The following is a 15,405-nucleotide window of genomic DNA, read 5'->3' on the forward strand; positions in this document are numbered from 1 at the left end:
GTCATGATGTTCTGACCGTCATCAAACTTAGCCCACTCCGTGTTCGCATCCGAACCCGCAACAGTCACCGTCGAACCTAGCTTAGAGGTAAATGGACCACCGTCGTTCGCATCAAACACTAAACCCGTGTTGGTTAAGTCAGTAATGCTGTTATCGACGTAGTTTTTATTAACAACATGCGTACCCTCTGTGATGTCACCATCATAGTGAACATCGCCTTCTTTGGTCACATAGAAGTTGTCACCTAACTTGGTTTCACCAGTTACAGTCAGGTTAGTTGTGCTAACGCTGCTATTGTCGATGAAGGTATCACCAATGGTCACTGTACCGCCTTCGCCCAGATCAACATTCTCTGCTAACTGAATGCTTAGGCTGCCGTCGTCTTTCTGAACCACACCGATGTTGTTCTCAGTCAAGGCATCCACGTCCGCACCGCCAACAAGACCTAAGGTCTCGTTCAGCTTACGTTCAACGACTTTACCGTCATCACCCACGAAGCGTAAACCGTCATTTAAGGTCGCTACTTCTTCAGTCGTACCATCTGACTTCTCGTACACGATACGAGTCTTACTTTCACCATCCTTACCATCATTACCGGCAAGACCGGGAGCTCCCATTGCAACGGTCAAGTCAGCACCTGCACCGTCTTTACCAGTAATACCAATGGCACCATCCTTACCGTTAATACCAACGCCTGGCGCTCCATCCACCCCATCCTTACCCGGTGTACCGTTTTCACCCAAAACAATGGTCTCTAGCCCCGTGATGTCTTTGGACAAGGCCACACGAATCACACTGTTGCCATCAGCATCCTGCTCAATCTGCGTCATGATGTTCTGGCCTTCGTCGAACTTCAACCAGTCGGCATTGCCTTGAGCACCGGCAACCGTCACCGTGGAACCCAACTTAGAATTCTTCAGACCGCCATCATTGGCGCTGAAGTTCAGGCCCTTGTTAGCAACCTCAGAGACTTCCTTCAACTGTGACACGTTCACCGCATCTGTGTCAGCTTCACCTGCCGCCAGATTGGTGATCTTCTTACCACCCATATTGATGCCGTTGCTGCTGATCACCGGACCATTGTTGATGGTGATACTGTCCAGACCCTTGATGTCCTTGGCCAAATTAAACTCAAGCCCATCATCACCTTTGGTGATCACGATATTCTCATCGGTATTACCGAAGTCAACCGTCGCACCAGGCGCAACATTCGTTTTGTTTTCACCACCAGCTGTATAGTTCCAACCTTTATTGGCATTAACTAAACTATCTTTAGTTTCTTGGCTAAGGTCAACCTTATAGTCAGTAACATTTTGAGCGTTTTTATCTGAAACAACAACTGAAACAGCATCAGAGCCAGCACTCACAGTACTGTTATCCGCATTTACAGTATAAATCGCTGCGCCTGTTTCTGAGCTAATGCTCTTACTTACGCTCGCATTCGTTCCAGCTTTAACTGTAGTATTAGAAGCTTTTAACGCATCCCCTACATTATTATATGTATTGTTATTTACAGCATAAGTTGGGGCTTTAATCGCACCATTATTAGGATTAAATTCGGCACCACCACCTAAATGATTTGCAATATCGCCGCCTGTTTTGTCGGTGATTGCTTTGTGCTTTTTCAACTGGGATACGTTGACTGCGTCAGTATCTGCACCACCCGCTGCTACGTTTTGCAAGCGTCTTTCATTAGATGCGCCTCCAGCAACGCTGCCCGAACCATTACCAATAGAAACGGCGCCTGTAGCGATTGCCCCAGCAGCCCCGGACTCATACAAAAAGGCCTCGTGAGCTGTATAGTCATTGGTAGTGGATCCTGTGCCGATTGCGATACTGTTTTCATGATCTACAGAGGAGTTTGAGCCAAGTGCGACACTATCGGCAAAATTGGCTTTAGCATTAACACCAACAGCAATCGAATTTTTTTGATGAGCTTCTGACAAGCTACCCAAGGCGAGGGCATTTTCACCTATCGCCTGAGCATTTGGCCCCATAGCGAAAGAACGATCACCCTGACCTACAGAGTTCGCGCCTAAAGCAAAAGCATCTTTACCAGAAGCTCTGGCACTGGCACCCGACGCAAAAGTATTTTCCCCTGTCGCTTCTGCTTTATAACCCATTGCTGTAGAGTTTAAACCACTCGCCTCAGAATGCGCTCCAATTGCAAGCGAATAATTACTCGTAGCATTTGCGGCAGCACCAAAAGCAATAGCATCTTGACCTGTTGCTAGGGTCTGCTCACCGGTCATGTAGACAGTACCATTTTGATTTCCAGTACTAGCGGCGTTATCAATATCTGCAGCCCCAATAGCAATCGAGCGTTTACCGGTCGCGGTCGCAGAGTGGCCTACTGCAAGAGAGCCCACTCCGGTTGCTGCAGCAACATTACCAATTGCTTGTGCAAAGTCTCCAGTGGCAGCTGTTTGACGCCCTAATGCCAAGGCAGTATTTCCAGTAGCCAATGCTGCTGGACCAATTGCCAACGAAGCAACGTTTTCTGCTTTTGCTTGAGAGCCAATAGCGATTGCAAGCGCACTCTTATCAGCCGCTGCTTGAGCACCATGCCCAAAAGCGACAGAAGCTTCTTTAGCTTTGGCGTCTGTACCTATCGCCACAGAATGATATTTTTCTTTTGTATCTACATCCTTATTGTATGGATTTTCTCTGTTATAAAATGTTGTATCCTTACCTTTAGTATCCGCTTCTGCCTTGCAACCAATTGCAATTGATTCTTTCTTACCCGCATTAGCCTGATCTCTACCTTTACACTCTGAAATCGCCGTTCCAGCCCCTGTACCTCCATCAATGCCAGTAGCTGCTAAAGCATCGCCCATCACCAACGAGCCAGTCGCCAATACCGCGCCCACTACCGCTGCTTTCACTGAGCCCGATCGCTTCCCTCTGGTTTTCTTATGTTCGGATACGGCAATAAAAGTTCCCGTTTTTTCACTCCAAACAGTTTTATAGACACGGTTCATATCTATCCCTTAATGATAATAATTGAATCAAGCTGCAAAACTAGCCGAATAAGACCACTTTACAAACGCCTTTCCATCTATCTGAAAACAGCAACTTCACCACTACCGTTTTTTTTCAATAAACTGTCTAAATTATTATGAAGTAGAGGAGATCTTTGCTTTTAGCCTCTTATATAAAACTCATCAGGCTTCTTAATTAGCAAGGGAAACAGTTTTTCCAACCCTATATTCCTACAAAACACCCTGCTTATTAAGTTTCACCTTAATACAGACTAGAGCCGCATTAAACTGTTTACATTTTAACAAATAAACACAAAAAAGCCGTATTTCTCTATAGTTGGCACGTTAATTTGTGTTAAATCAGTAACAATGTCGTTTAAAAGATAATTTTAATTACAGGAGAGACTATGTACCCCACAATCAACTTTTACATCAATGGTGAGTTCACAAATGGCAATGCCACACAACACCAAGCTATTATTAACCCTGCCACACTAGAAAACCTTGGTCAGCTACCTATCGCCACCACCCGTGATTTAGATCACGCCTTACAAAGTGCGCAAGCCGCATTTGAATCCTGGCGTCATAGCTCCCCTATGGAGCGCAGTAAAATTCTGCGTAAGGTCGCTCAGCTTTGTCGAGATCGAGCTGAGGAAATTGGGCGACATATCACTTTGGATCAAGGTAAACCGTTAGCGGAATCCGTAGGCGAAGTCAAAAGCTGCGCTGATCATGCCGATTGGCATGCAGAAGAATGTCGCCGCATCTACGGTCGTGTGATTCCTCCTCGCGACCCACGCGTAAGACAAATCGTCGTTAAAGAACCCATCGGTGTTTGCGCCGCATTTACCCCCTGGAACTTTCCGTTTAACCAGGCTATTCGTAAAATTTCTGCTGCGATTGGAGCGGGCTGCACCATTATCATTAAAGGGCCAGAAGACTCCCCTAGCGCTGTCATGGCCATCGCCCGCATTTTTCACGAAGCCGGTTTACCCCAAGGGGTGCTAAACGTTGTTTGGGGGGTTCCTGCAGAAATATCTGACTATTTAATTCGCTCCCCTATCGTACGTAAAGTCTCTTTTACAGGCTCTGTTCCGGTAGGCAAGCAACTCGCCGCTTTAGCTGGGGCTCACATGAAACCCATTACCATGGAACTGGGTGGGCACTCTCCTGTTTTAGTCTTCCCTGATGTCGATATAGCTCGTGTAGCAAAACAGTTGGCTTATTTTAAAATACGCAATGCAGGACAGGTATGCATTTCCCCTACGCGCTTTTATATCCACGATGCCATTTACGATGAGTTCAAAAAAACCTTTATCGATATTTTAGCGAACATAAATATAGGCGATGGTTTAGATCCTGAAACGGATATGGGGCCCCTGGCACACGAGCGCCGTCTCGCTACGATGGATCAATTCGTCCAAAACGCACTAAAGCATGGTGGCAAAATCGAATTGGGTGGTAAACGATTAGATAAAACCGGTTATTTTTATGCCCCTACGGTAATTTCTGAACTGGACGATCAAGCCCAACTCATGACCGAAGAGCCCTTTGGCCCAATTGCGCCCCTGACGCGTTTTCATGATACGGAAGAAGTATTGCGTCGTGCCAATGCTTTACCTTATGGATTAGCCGCTTATGCGTTTACCAATCACTTACAAACCGCACACCAGGTCTCTAACGCCCTGCAAGCAGGGATGGTAAGTATCAACCACTTTGGGGTCGCTCTACCAGAAACGCCCTTTGGTGGTATTAAAGACAGTGGTATTGGTAGCGAAGGAGGGATAGAAACATTTGATGGTTATGTCGTAACCAAATTCATTACTCAGCGTTAACCCTGCCTATATTCTCATAAAAAAACCCCAGCCAAACGACTGGGGTTTTTTAGACTTAGATCCCGTAGTATCTAAGCGGCGTTAATTAAATAACGCGGGCAGGTGTCACCAAACGTACAACAGTCCACGATTTGTGGCGGCTGATAGGACGGCCCTCGGCGATTTCAACAATATCGCCTTCGTTGTATTGGTTGGTTTCGTCGTGCGCATGATATTTACGTGAACGGACGATGATCTTGCCATATAAAGGATGTTTAACGCGGCGCTCTACACGAACGACCACGGTTTTATCCATTTTGGTGCTGACCACACGACCTTGTAAAAGGCGCTGACGCTTTTCTGCAACGGGTGTAGTTTGAGTTTCGCTCATATTACTTTCCTGCTTTCTCAGCCATTACGGTACGCACGCGAGCAATATCACGACGCACTTTAGATAGCTGGCTGGTGTTGGAAAGCTGCTGAGTGGCTTTTTGCATACGCAAGCTAAATTGCGCTTTCAGCAGACTTTCAAGCTCTGTTTGGAGCTCGGCGGTTTCTTTAGAACGGAGTTCGCTGGCTTTCATGTGATCTCCTTAAGCACCAATGTTTCGTACCACAAAAGTGGTAGAAAATGGGAGCTTGGCAGCAGCTAGACGGAATGCTTCGCGTGCGAGCTCTTCGCTTACGCCTTCCATTTCGTACAGCATTTTGCCGGGTTGAATTTCAGCGACCCAGTACTCTGGACTACCTTTACCGCTACCCATACGAACCTCAGCAGGTTTCTGCGAAATAGGTTTGTCAGGGAAGACACGAATCCAGATACGGCCACCACGCTTAATGTGACGGTTGATCGCACGACGTGCCGCTTCGATTTGACGAGCAGTTAAACGACCACGACCCGTCGCCTTTAAACCGAATTCGCCAAAGGAAACTTGGGTGCCACGAGTCGCTAGACCTGTGTTACGGCCTTTGTGTTCCTTGCGATATTTTCTACGAGAAGGTTGCAACATAATTATTCTCCTTCTGGCGCCGGTGCTGCGTCACGACGAGGGCCACGTCCACGACCAGGACGACGACCTTCGGGGCGCTCCCCACGTGGGCGACGTTGACGACGCTCTTCGGGTGCGGCTGTCTCTTGAGGCAATTCGCCGTTGGGCAACATATCGCCTTTATAGACCCAGACTTTAATACCGATGATACCGTAAGTGGTATGAGCTTCAGCCGTTGCGTAGTCGATGTGAGCACGCAAAGTGTGTAGAGGCACACGACCTTCGCGATACCATTCGGTACGAGCAATTTCAATACCGTTCAAACGACCGGAACTGGCAATTTTAATACCCTGAGCACCTAGACGCATCGCGTTCTGCATAGCGCGTTTCATCGCGCGACGGAACATAATACGTTTTTCTAGCTGCTGAGCGATAGAATCAGCGATAAGCTGAGCATCGGTTTCAGGTTTACGAATTTCTTCGATGTTTACGTGTACAGGTACACCCATCAAACGCTGAAGATCGACTTTTAGATTTTCGATGTCTTCACCGCGCTTACCAATTACTACGCCTGGACGGGCAGAGTAAATGGTGACGCGAGCGTTTTTAGATGGACGCTCAATTACGACACGACCAACAGAAGCGTTTTTAAGCTTCTTCTTGAGGTATTCGCGCACGCGGATATCATCAGCTAGCATACCGCTGAAATCGTTGTGATCAGCGTACCAGCGAGAATTCCAGTTACGGTTAACCGCGAGGCGGAACCCAATTGGGTGAACTTTTTGTCCCATTGTGACTCCTTAAGCGCCGACCTTAACCACAATGTGGCAGGTTTGCTTTTCGATGCGGTTACCGCGGCCTTTGGCACGAGCGGAAAAACGTTTCAAAGATTGCGCTTTATCAACCTGAATAGCGGTTACGCGCAACTCATCGATGTCGGCACCATCGTTATGTTCAGCATTAGCAATAGCGGACTCAAGCGCTTTTTTGATAATGCCAGCGGCTTTCTTGGGAGTAAATGTTAGCGTATTCAATGCTTGCTCTACAGACTTGCCGCGAATCATATCGGCAACTAAGCGAGCTTTCTGAGCAGAGATACGTACTCCACGAATTGTTGCTGTGGTTTCCATCGCTTATCTCCGTGACTTCTTGTCCGCAATGTGACCCTTAAAGGTACGGGTCAATGCGAATTCACCGAGCTTGTGGCCAACCATGTTCTCGTTGATGTAAACGGGAATATGTTGACGACCATTATGCACGGCAATCGTCAGCCCGATGAATTCGGGCAGGATGGTAGAACGACGCGACCAGGTTTTGATCGGACGTTTGTCTTTGCCCTCAACGGCAGCCTCTACTTTGTTCAGTAGGTGCTCGTCTACAAATGGGCCTTTTTTAATCGAACGTGACATTTGTTCGCCCCTTACTTGCGCTTGCGACGCGAGACAATCATGTTGTCTGTGCGTTTGTTACGACGTGTACGGTAACCCTTAGTAGGAGTACCCCATGGACTGACGGGTTCACGACCTTCACCTGTTTTACCCTCACCACCACCATGCGGGTGATCGATCGGGTTCATGGCCACACCACGAACAGTAGGACGAATACCGCGCCAACGAGTGGCACCGGCTTTACCAATTTGACGCAAGCTGTGATCTTCGTTACTGACGGAGCCAATAGTGGCACGACAGTCGATATGAACACGACGGACTTCACCGGAACGTAAACGTACCTGAGCGTAAGAACCATCGCGTGCTAGCAATACGGCAGAAGCACCTGCTGAACGAGCTAGTTGAGCACCTTTACCTGGTAGCATTTCAATACAGTGAATGGTTGCACCGATTGGGATGTTACGGATAGGTAGGGTGTTACCAGCGCGGATAGGCGCATCCTGACCGGACAAGAGCGTAGCACCAACTTCTAGACCACGAGGAGCAATAATGTAACGACGCTCACCGTCGGCATAACACAACAAGGCGATATGCGCTGTACGGTTTGGATCGTATTCTAAACGCTCGACTTTCGCAGGGATACCATCTTTATTACGACGGAAATCAACAATACGATAGTGCTGTTTGTGACCGCCGCCACGATGACGTACGGTGATATGACCGTTGTTATTACGGCCAGAGCTACGCTTTTTCTTTTCGAGTAGTGGAGCATAAGGAGCGCCTTTGTGGAGCTCAGAATGCACTACTTTAATCATGCCGCGACGACCTGCAGACGTGGGCTTAACTTTTACGAGTGCCATATTAGTTCATCTCCGTAAAGTCGAGTTCCTGACCGTCTTTAATGCGAACGTAGGCTTTACGTTCGTTGCGGCGGCGACCTTCGAAACGACCAAATCGCTTGGCTTTACCGTTTTGGTTTAGAACCTGAACAGACTCGACTTCTACATTAAAGAGCATTTCTACAGCTGCTTTAATTTCGGGTTTGGTCGCATCAGGTGCTACGCGGAAAGCGATTTGCTGATTATTTTCAGCTACCATCGTGGCTTTTTCGGTCACGACTGGAGCTAGGATGACTTGGTATAAGCGTTCGGCGTTCATCCCAACATCTCCTCGATTTGAGCGACAGCCGCTTTAGTGATCAATACGTTTTTGTAGTAGATCAAAGATAAAGGATCGGCATCACGCGGTTCGACCACAGCTACATGAGGCAAGTTACGTGTAGCGAGGTAGACGTTTTCATCGATGCTATCAGTAATGATCAGCACAGACTCCAAGCCTAATTCTTTTAGTTTAGTTGCTGCCAATTTGGTTTTGGGAGCTTCTAGTTCAAAAGACTCAACTACAGAAATACGACCTTCGCGAGCTAACTGAGAGAAAATGGACTGCAAACCAGCACGGTACATTTTCTTGTTAACTTTGTGGCTGAAATTTTGGTCAGGCGAGTTAGGGAACGTACGACCACCCCCACGCCATAATGGCGAGGATGCCATACCCGCACGGGCACGGCCGGTGCCTTTTTGGCGCCAAGGTTTACGTGTGCTGTAGTTAACTTCAGCACGTGTTTTTTGCTTGCTGTTAGCGCTACGAGCATTGGCTTGATAGGCAACAACAATCTGGTGTACGAGGGCTTCGTTAAACTCGCGGCCGAATACTACATCGGAAGCCGCAAAAGTAGAAGCTTGACCCTGATCATTCAGGAGCTTGAGTTCCATGATTAGGCTCCTTTAACGGCGGGACGCACAACAACGTTGCCGTTTTTGTGACCGGGCACAGCGCCACGGACCAACAACAAGCCACGTTCTGCATCAACACGCACAACATCTAGATTTTGAACGGTGCGGGTAACATCACCCATGTGACCGGCCATTTTTTTACCAGGGAAAACACGACCTGGATCCTGCGCCATACCGATAGAACCGGGGGCACGGTGAGAGATCGAGTTACCGTGGGAGTTACGCTGACCAGAGAAGTTGTGACGCTTGATCGTACCGGCAAAACCTTTACCGATAGTGGTACCTGTAACGTCTACTTTTTGGCCGGCTTCAAATACGCTGTCGATTGCAATCACATCACCAGGATTGTGATCAGCAATTTTAGCGGGATCTAGACGGAATTCTTTAAGGATACTACCGGCTTCTACCCCTGCTTTGGCAAAATGACCAGCGGCAGGTTTATTAACACGGGAGGCGCGACGAGAGCCATAAGCTAGCTGAACGGCAGCATAGCCATCGACTTCGGGCGTCTTGATTTGGGTGACGCGGTTATTGGACACGTCCAGCACCGTTACAGGTACGGATTCTCCGTCCTCTGTAAAAATGCGGGTCATGCCGATTTTGCGCCCAACAAGGCCCAACCGCCATGCGGCAGGCACAGGTGTCGAGTTCGACATCTTATTCTCCATTCCCGACTGCGATTGGTCGGGGCTAACTTGATTACGCGAGCAGATGATTCTGCACACAAAACCTTCTTGTAACTAATAAATAGCTAAGCATATAAATATAGCATGACTAAAGCCATGTCAACAAGAGCATGACCAAAATAAATATCACAAATACAACGCTTTACGAACCCCTTCGTTTTAAATGGCGCAAGTCGATCATACCGGCTTGGGTCGTTGGGTCGGCGATATTTGGGAAGATTTGATGTTTTTGTATTTTCTGAGTCCCAGTAGTGGGGATTTCGTCAATAAAATATAACCACCCAGGCGATTTGTAGTAAGCCAGCTGCTGATGACAATGCTGAAATATGGATTCGGCTAACTGTTGGGCAGCTTCGCCCCCTTCTGCGTCGATCTGATCTGCAAACTCGGGACGCAATTCCACACAAGCCAATACCTCAGCCTCTCGAATTGGGTCTGGAGCCGCTAAGACCGCCACTTGCCGTACTGCTGGGTGTGTTAGGATCAGCGCCTCGACTTCGGCTGCTGCAATGTTTTCCCCAGAACGCCGAATGATGTTTTTGTCCCTGTCTACAAAATGCAGCATGCCATCTTCTTCGTCCTGATACACCATATCCCCAGTATGAAACCACCCCCCGCGCCACGCTTTTTCTGTAGCCTCAGGATCATTAAGATAACCACTAAAAAAATCCTTTCGTGGAGAGGCCTCTGAATGGCGCACAAGCATTTCCCCTTGTTCACCTTTGGCTACCTCGTTGCCCTCAGTATCCACAATTTTGACCTCCATGCCAGGCACTGGACGCCCAAATGCACGTGTACCTACTTTACGTGGTGGTTCATTTACCGTAAATACTCGTACAATTTCCGTCATCCCCCACAGCTCAATCAAAGGAAAGCCAAATCGCTCTTCAAATAAAGCGTGTAACTGCGGCTCTACACCAGCGCCGTGACCAAAGCGCACGCGATGCTGTCGATCTAGTGCTGACTCAGGCTGTTTTAATAACAAAGGAATAATCACGCCCAAATAATGCACAATGGATGCATCGGTTTGTATGACCTCTTGCCACCAACGTGACGGCTGAAAGCGATCACTCTGAATTTGGCAATTTCCTGTTAGCATCATGCAAAAGAAGGACAGAACCGAAGAGTTAATATGAAAGAGCGGCAATGGGTTATATAGCCGATCCTGTGTTTCATGGATTTGAATTAACCCCCCCTTACGTGCATACCAATCACCACTAGCTAGCTCATACCGATGAGACAATACGCAGCCTTTGGGTTTTCCTGTTGTGCCTGAGGTATAAAGAATGCTTGCTGGTGTATCTGACTGCACGGTATGCGCTTGTGCTTTTTGCTTAGGAGCAGGTAGTGTCTCGAACTGTGATAGCGGCACAATATGTGGCTTATGAGACGCTTGCTCTACAGCCACCTGCACCGCAACTAAGTATTTATCCAGTACGACCACCAGTTCAGGCTTTGCATGCTCAAACAAATACACCAGCTCTAACGTTTTATAACTTGGGTTAACAGGTACACAACATGCTCCAATATGATTAAGCGCCAGCTTATGAATCAAATGTGCCGATTGATTCTCTAAAAACAAAGCGACATGATGTGGAAAACCATAACCTTGCTCCTGATATATCTGCGCCGTTTGTAAAACCTGTTGCGCCACCTGTGCAAAACTAAGGCTTAACCCATTAGGGTCATAATCCCGATTCGGATTTTCTGGCACCACAAACAACGGATGGTCGGCGTAACGATCCGCCGCGGCCAATAATGCAGTACCAATGGTGGTATGTTTTTCAATTTCGATCATATCTCCTCCTTGTTGCTCTGGCGTTATTTATTGCTTTTTAGTGTAAATCATAAGCGCATGCCGTTAACGTAAGGGTAAACCTAAATTGTGAATCCTTCTACCCCCGCCTAGACTTAAACACACCTTTATACCTCATTAACACCACATAGATAATCACAATGATAAGGGGACATATGTTGCTCAGGGCTATAGATGCGCTTAATGAATACATAGGTAAAGCGCTATCGACATTAGCGGTAGCTTTTGCTGGCATTATTATCTACGACGTTTTCATGCGTTACGTCTTTCACCAACCAACCCGTTGGGCTTTTGATGTGAGCAAGCAGCTTTATGGATTTTATTTTCTTATGTTGGGGGCTTATGCCTTAAAGCATCAGGCCCATGTACGGGTAGATCTGCTTATCCAACGCTTTTCACCACGTGCGCGTCAAATCACTGAAGTACTCGGCTATTTTCTTTTCTTTTTCCCTTTTAGCTGGGTTTTTCTAACACGTAGTTATCAATTCGCTATGCGCTCCTGGAGCCAGGGGGAAACAACTTACGGCGCCGTCCAGTTACCGGTTTACCCTCTAAAAATGGCCATGGTGGTCGCTGCTGTTTTGCTGTTACTACAAGGTATTGCCGAAGTAATTCGTCTTTGCACCACATCGGAGCTTCGTCATGACACCTGAAATAATCGCTTTATGCATGGGCGGGCTGCTACTACTTGGGCTTTTTATGGGCCACCCTCTGGCTTTTGTTCTAGGTGGCACAGCCGTCATCGGTGCTTTTTTAGCAGGCAAGCCTATGGTGTTAGGCATTGTGGTCAATCGTATTTTTGGTGACGTACTCGATAACTACACCCTAATTGCTATCCCGCTTTTTGTCTTAATGGCACGATTTTTGTCAGACTCTGAGGTCACTGACAAAATGTTTGAGTCCTTGCGTTTACTGATGTCAAATGTACGCGGAGGCTTAGCATTGGCCGTGGTATTTATTTCCATTTTACTTGCGGCCACCACGGGAATTATTGGGGCTTCTATTACTGTGACAAGCATGATGGCGTTACGCCCAATGTTACGGTATGGCTATTGTCCCAAGCTCACTACGGGTGTAATTGCCTCATCAGGATGCTTAGGGATTCTTATCCCCCCTTCTATTATGCTCATCCTGATGTCTAGCTACTCGCCTCTTTCTGTTGGTGAGCTTTTTGCTGGAGCGCTCATTCCTGGTATTACGCTTGGTTTACTCTATGCCGCCTGGGTTGTTTTTGTCGCTTGGAAAAACCCCGAGCGGGCACCATCTGTACAAACCGAGGAAAAAGTCAGTCGCCACGTCCTAATCAAAATGCTTCTCGTAGAAGCCTTACCCCCTCTTGCTTTAATTTTTGGCATTCTCGGCTCGATGCTTGCTGGCATTGCTACCGCCACCGAAGCTTCAGCCATTGGGGTATTACTTGCTTTATTGATCGTGATTTTTCGCGGTAAATTCCGTTGGAAAACCTTTCTTGGCGCTTTATATGAAACTGGTCGCACCTCTGCCATGATTTTATTTATTGTGGTGGGAGCTACGGCATTTACAGGGGTCTTTAATATCACAGGCGGTCTTGCCGCTGCACAGGACCTAATGCGTGGTTTAAATATGGAGCCTTGGCTACTTATTTTCGTCATGCTCCTAATCACTTTTATCCTAGGCTGCTTTTTAGACTGGACGGGAATTGTTTTACTTTCTTTTCCTATCTTTTTGCCCGTTGTACAAGAAATGGGCGTAAGCGTACTGTGGTTTGTCGTACTCGTTGCAGTCGTTTTACAGACATCTTTCTTAACGCCACCCTTTGGCTACGCGCTTTTTTACTTACGCGCAATTACCCCAAAATCCATTAAAACCATGGATATTATTACGGGCGTGATTCCCTTTATTGGTTTGATTATTCTTATGTGCTTTTTAGTGGCTTTTTTCCCAAGCCTTGTCACATGGCTACCTCAAACCTTATATGGAAACTAACTCACCACACCGAGGAGACAACAATGAAACTAAAAAAACTAAGCGCTGTATTAGGTGCAGCACTTATTAGCGTTACAGGCTTAGCCCAAGCCAAAAAACAAGAGTGGACCATGACCAGTACATGGCCAGCCTCTTTTGAGCTTATTGAAATCGACAAAAAATGGGTAGAGCTGGTTAATAAGCTCGCTGGCGATGAGCTCAAAGTCAACTTTTACGAAGGTGGAGCCTTAGTGCCTTCTGGCGAAGTATTTAGTGCGGTAGAGTCAGGCACAATTGAAGCCGGTGGCGACTGGCCTGGTTACTGGGCTGGTCGCAACCCGGCTTTCTCGGCGCTAGGCACGCACGTTAGTCTATTTAATGCGATGGACTACGCGAACTGGATCCATCAATGGGGCGGTGCCGATATATATAACGATGTCTATGGGCAATTTGGCATGGTATATATTCCTTATGGCATTACCAATAGCGAAGCCGGTTTTCACACAAATAGCCCTATCCGTAATTTAGAAGAATTCAAAGGCAAACGTTTACGTGTATCGGGTTTAGAACAAGGCCGCGTCCTAGAAAGCATTGGCGGCACCCAAGTTTCTATGGCAGCTCAAGAGCTGTACCAGTCTCTGGAGCGTAATGTCATTGATGGTGCTGAGTTCTCTACCCCTAACGTAGACGTTTCAGCCGGCTTGCATCAAGTCACCAAACACTGGACCACCCCCGGTTGGCATCAGTCCTCTTCCGTTTTTGGCGTGATGATCAATAAAAAAGCGTGGGATGCACTCAGTGACACCACCAAAGAAAAGCTCAAGATTGCTGCCGATGCCACGATGCTCTGGTCCATGTCTTATACGGAAAAACGTGCTGCCGATGGCTTGCGTACTTTTCAAAAAGCGGGGGTAGAAATTCATCGCTTAGACCAAGAGGCTTTGGATACCATACAGAACAATGCCCACGAGGTCATGATTGAGGTAGCATGTAGTAACCCCAAAGCAGCTCAAGTCTACCTGAGCCAGGTTGAGTACCTGAATGACTACAAAGACTGGCGTACAGCTTCTATTCCTTATAACTTAGGTCGTGTGATTACTGGACCGGATTTAGAAAAAATCAAAGCTTGCGCCAATAAATAAGTCTTTTCCTTTATTTCAATCGGTGGCTTAGCACAATAAAAAAGCCGAAAGGATAATCCTTTCGGCTTTTCATTTATTTGATAGAGCATAACACTCTAGCAAACAAATGGAATTACTGCAGAGCGATTTCTACGTCTACACCAGCAGGTAGATCTAAACGCATCAATGCATCAACTGTTTTGTCGGTTGGATCGACAATGTCCATTAAACGCTGATGAGTACGGATTTCAAACTGGTCACGTGCTGTTTTGTTAACGTGAGGGGAGCTCAAAATATCGTAACGACGGATACGTGTAGGTAGCGGTACGGGACCACGAACTACCGCACCAGTGCGTTTAGCCGTATCCACGATCTCGGCGGCGGACTGGTCGATGAGTTTGTAATCAAACGCTTTTAAGCGGATGCGAATTTTCTGGTTTTTCATGTGGAATCCTAAAGAACGAAATAAACGGGGGGATAACCCCCCGTGTCATCATAAGCCGATTGGCTTATTTGATGATTTTAGCTACCACACCAGCACCAACGGTACGGCCACCCTCGCGAATCGCGAAACGTAGACCCTCTTCCATGGCGATAGGAGCAATCAAAGAAACGTTCATCGCGACGTTATCGCCAGGTAGAACCATTTCCTTGTCTTCAGGTAGCTCAATAGTACCTGTCACGTCAGTCGTACGGAAGTAGAACTGAGGACGGTAGCCTTTAAAGAAAGGCGTGTGACGACCACCCTCTTCTTTGGACAGAATGTAAACCTCTGCCGCAAAGTCTGTGTGAGGCTTGATGGTGCCAGGCGCTGCCAAAACTTGACCACGCTCAACGTCTTCACGCTTGGTACCACGTAGCAAGACACCCACG

The 15,405-nt window shown here is 47.3% G+C and carries 17 protein-coding genes and 1 pseudogene; 4 read left to right on the plus strand and 14 right to left on the minus strand.

Features of this window, described 5'->3' with window-relative positions; genetic code table 11:
* Positions 1-2,981, minus strand: a 2,981-nt coding sequence (locus Q1V74_RS00085) for an ESPR-type extended signal peptide-containing protein (protein WP_300646497.1), incomplete at its 3' end; no start/stop codon positions are given.
* Between the two features lie 407 nt (positions 2,982-3,388).
* Between Q1V74_RS00085 and Q1V74_RS00090 the strand changes: the two genes are divergently transcribed.
* Positions 3,389-4,816 carry an NAD-dependent succinate-semialdehyde dehydrogenase gene (locus Q1V74_RS00090; RefSeq protein WP_300646498.1) on the plus strand — a complete coding sequence of 476 codons (1,428 nt, stop codon included), beginning with the start codon at positions 3,389-3,391 and terminating at the stop codon, positions 4,814-4,816.
* An 85-nt stretch (positions 4,817-4,901) separates the two neighbouring features.
* Here the strand turns inward: Q1V74_RS00090 and rpsQ are convergent, their stop codons facing one another.
* The 11 genes from rpsQ to Q1V74_RS00145 all read right to left on the minus strand — a co-directional run bounded on the left by rpsQ (position 4,902) and on the right by Q1V74_RS00145 (position 11,449).
* Complete coding sequence (gene rpsQ / locus Q1V74_RS00095; RefSeq protein ID WP_260650560.1) at positions 4,902-5,186, minus strand: 30S ribosomal protein S17; 285 nt, start codon at positions 5,184-5,186, stop codon at positions 4,902-4,904.
* Between the two features lies 1 nt (position 5,187).
* Positions 5,188-5,379, minus strand: coding sequence for a 50S ribosomal protein L29 (gene rpmC / locus Q1V74_RS00100; RefSeq protein ID WP_260650559.1), 192 nt, complete (start codon positions 5,377-5,379; stop codon positions 5,188-5,190).
* 9 nt (positions 5,380-5,388) lie between these two features.
* Positions 5,389-5,805 carry a 50S ribosomal protein L16 gene (gene rplP / locus Q1V74_RS00105; RefSeq protein ID WP_260650558.1) on the minus strand — a complete coding sequence of 139 codons (417 nt, stop codon included), beginning with the start codon at positions 5,803-5,805 and terminating at the stop codon, positions 5,389-5,391.
* A gap of 2 nt (positions 5,806-5,807) precedes the next feature.
* On the minus strand, positions 5,808-6,575 hold the full coding sequence (rpsC, locus tag Q1V74_RS00110; protein WP_260650557.1) for a 30S ribosomal protein S3: 768 nt from the start codon (positions 6,573-6,575) through the stop codon (positions 5,808-5,810).
* A 9-nt stretch (positions 6,576-6,584) separates the two neighbouring features.
* Complete coding sequence (rplV, locus tag Q1V74_RS00115; protein ID WP_260650556.1) at positions 6,585-6,914, minus strand: 50S ribosomal protein L22; 330 nt, start codon at positions 6,912-6,914, stop codon at positions 6,585-6,587.
* Positions 6,915-6,917: 3 nt separating this feature from the next.
* Positions 6,918-7,193, minus strand: coding sequence for a 30S ribosomal protein S19 (gene rpsS, locus Q1V74_RS00120; RefSeq protein ID WP_260650555.1), 276 nt, complete (start codon positions 7,191-7,193; stop codon positions 6,918-6,920).
* Between the two features lie 11 nt (positions 7,194-7,204).
* Positions 7,205-8,032, minus strand: a complete 828-nt coding sequence (rplB, locus tag Q1V74_RS00125) for a 50S ribosomal protein L2 (RefSeq protein ID WP_260650554.1) — start codon at positions 8,030-8,032, stop codon at positions 7,205-7,207.
* 1 nt (position 8,033) lies between these two features.
* Positions 8,034-8,330: a 50S ribosomal protein L23 gene (gene rplW, locus Q1V74_RS00130; protein ID WP_300646500.1), complete on the minus strand. Its 297-nt coding sequence runs from the start codon at positions 8,328-8,330 to the stop codon at positions 8,034-8,036.
* Complete coding sequence (gene rplD / locus Q1V74_RS00135) at positions 8,327-8,944, minus strand: 50S ribosomal protein L4 (RefSeq protein WP_300646501.1); 618 nt, start codon at positions 8,942-8,944, stop codon at positions 8,327-8,329. The genes rplW and rplD overlap by 4 nt, the downstream gene beginning before the upstream one ends.
* Positions 8,945-8,946: 2 nt before the next feature.
* Positions 8,947-9,621 carry a 50S ribosomal protein L3 gene (gene rplC / locus Q1V74_RS00140; protein WP_260650551.1) on the minus strand — a complete coding sequence of 225 codons (675 nt, stop codon included), beginning with the start codon at positions 9,619-9,621 and terminating at the stop codon, positions 8,947-8,949.
* A gap of 172 nt (positions 9,622-9,793) precedes the next feature.
* On the minus strand, positions 9,794-11,449 hold the full coding sequence (locus Q1V74_RS00145) for an AMP-binding protein (RefSeq protein ID WP_300646504.1): 1,656 nt from the start codon (positions 11,447-11,449) through the stop codon (positions 9,794-9,796).
* A 173-nt stretch (positions 11,450-11,622) separates the two neighbouring features.
* On the opposite strand from Q1V74_RS00145, the gene Q1V74_RS00150 reads away from it, so the two are divergent.
* From Q1V74_RS00150 to dctP, 3 genes are read left to right on the plus strand one after another with little or no spacing between them, the layout of a single operon-like run.
* Positions 11,623-12,120, plus strand: coding sequence for a TRAP transporter small permease subunit (locus Q1V74_RS00150; protein ID WP_260650549.1), 498 nt, complete (start codon positions 11,623-11,625; stop codon positions 12,118-12,120).
* A complete protein-coding gene (locus Q1V74_RS00155; protein WP_300646505.1) occupies positions 12,110-13,432 on the plus strand; it encodes a TRAP transporter large permease subunit in 1,323 nt (440 codons plus the stop codon). Before Q1V74_RS00150 ends, Q1V74_RS00155 begins: the two co-directional genes overlap by 11 nt.
* 23 nt (positions 13,433-13,455) lie before the next feature.
* Positions 13,456-14,553 carry a TRAP transporter substrate-binding protein DctP gene (gene dctP / locus Q1V74_RS00160; protein ID WP_300646506.1) on the plus strand — a complete coding sequence of 366 codons (1,098 nt, stop codon included), beginning with the start codon at positions 13,456-13,458 and terminating at the stop codon, positions 14,551-14,553.
* Between the two features lie 112 nt (positions 14,554-14,665).
* On the opposite strand, the gene rpsJ is transcribed toward dctP, so the two are convergent.
* Together rpsJ and tuf are read right to left on the minus strand one after the other, a co-directional pair.
* A complete protein-coding gene (gene rpsJ / locus Q1V74_RS00165; protein ID WP_077734100.1) occupies positions 14,666-14,977 on the minus strand; it encodes a 30S ribosomal protein S10 in 312 nt (103 codons plus the stop codon).
* Positions 14,978-15,041: 64 nt separating this feature from the next.
* Positions 15,042-15,405: pseudogene (gene tuf, locus Q1V74_RS00170) on the minus strand (elongation factor Tu); the annotation flags it as partial.

The organism is Paenalcaligenes sp. (genome assembly GCF_030152715.1).
GTDB classification, from domain to species: Bacteria; Pseudomonadota; Gammaproteobacteria; order Burkholderiales; family Burkholderiaceae_B; genus Paenalcaligenes; species Paenalcaligenes hermetiae.

Excerpts from the sequence above, each read along its gene's own strand:
- Q1V74_RS00090 (WP_300646498.1), top strand. The coding sequence starts at position 3,389 with ATGTACCCCACAATCAACTTTTACATCAATGGTGAGTTCACAAATGGC.
- rpsQ (WP_260650560.1), bottom strand. The coding sequence starts at position 5,186 with ATGAGCGAAACTCAAACTACACCCGTTGCAGAAAAGCGTCAGCGCCTT.
- rpmC (WP_260650559.1), bottom strand. The coding sequence starts at position 5,379 with ATGAAAGCCAGCGAACTCCGTTCTAAAGAAACCGCCGAGCTCCAAACA.
- rplP (WP_260650558.1), bottom strand. The coding sequence starts at position 5,805 with ATGTTGCAACCTTCTCGTAGAAAATATCGCAAGGAACACAAAGGCCGT.
- rpsC (WP_260650557.1), bottom strand. The coding sequence starts at position 6,575 with ATGGGACAAAAAGTTCACCCAATTGGGTTCCGCCTCGCGGTTAACCGT.
- rplV (WP_260650556.1), bottom strand. The coding sequence starts at position 6,914 with ATGGAAACCACAGCAACAATTCGTGGAGTACGTATCTCTGCTCAGAAA.
- rpsS (WP_260650555.1), bottom strand. The coding sequence starts at position 7,193 with ATGTCACGTTCGATTAAAAAAGGCCCATTTGTAGACGAGCACCTACTG.
- rplB (WP_260650554.1), bottom strand. The coding sequence starts at position 8,032 with ATGGCACTCGTAAAAGTTAAGCCCACGTCTGCAGGTCGTCGCGGCATG.
- rplW (WP_300646500.1), bottom strand. The coding sequence starts at position 8,330 with ATGAACGCCGAACGCTTATACCAAGTCATCCTAGCTCCAGTCGTGACC.
- rplD (WP_300646501.1), bottom strand. The coding sequence starts at position 8,944 with ATGGAACTCAAGCTCCTGAATGATCAGGGTCAAGCTTCTACTTTTGCG.
- rplC (WP_260650551.1), bottom strand. The coding sequence starts at position 9,621 with ATGTCGAACTCGACACCTGTGCCTGCCGCATGGCGGTTGGGCCTTGTT.
- Q1V74_RS00145 (WP_300646504.1), bottom strand. The coding sequence starts at position 11,449 with ATGATCGAAATTGAAAAACATACCACCATTGGTACTGCATTATTGGCC.
- Q1V74_RS00150 (WP_260650549.1), top strand. The coding sequence starts at position 11,623 with ATGTTGCTCAGGGCTATAGATGCGCTTAATGAATACATAGGTAAAGCG.
- Q1V74_RS00155 (WP_300646505.1), top strand. The coding sequence starts at position 12,110 with ATGACACCTGAAATAATCGCTTTATGCATGGGCGGGCTGCTACTACTT.
- dctP (WP_300646506.1), top strand. The coding sequence starts at position 13,456 with ATGAAACTAAAAAAACTAAGCGCTGTATTAGGTGCAGCACTTATTAGC.
- rpsJ (WP_077734100.1), bottom strand. The coding sequence starts at position 14,977 with ATGAAAAACCAGAAAATTCGCATCCGCTTAAAAGCGTTTGATTACAAA.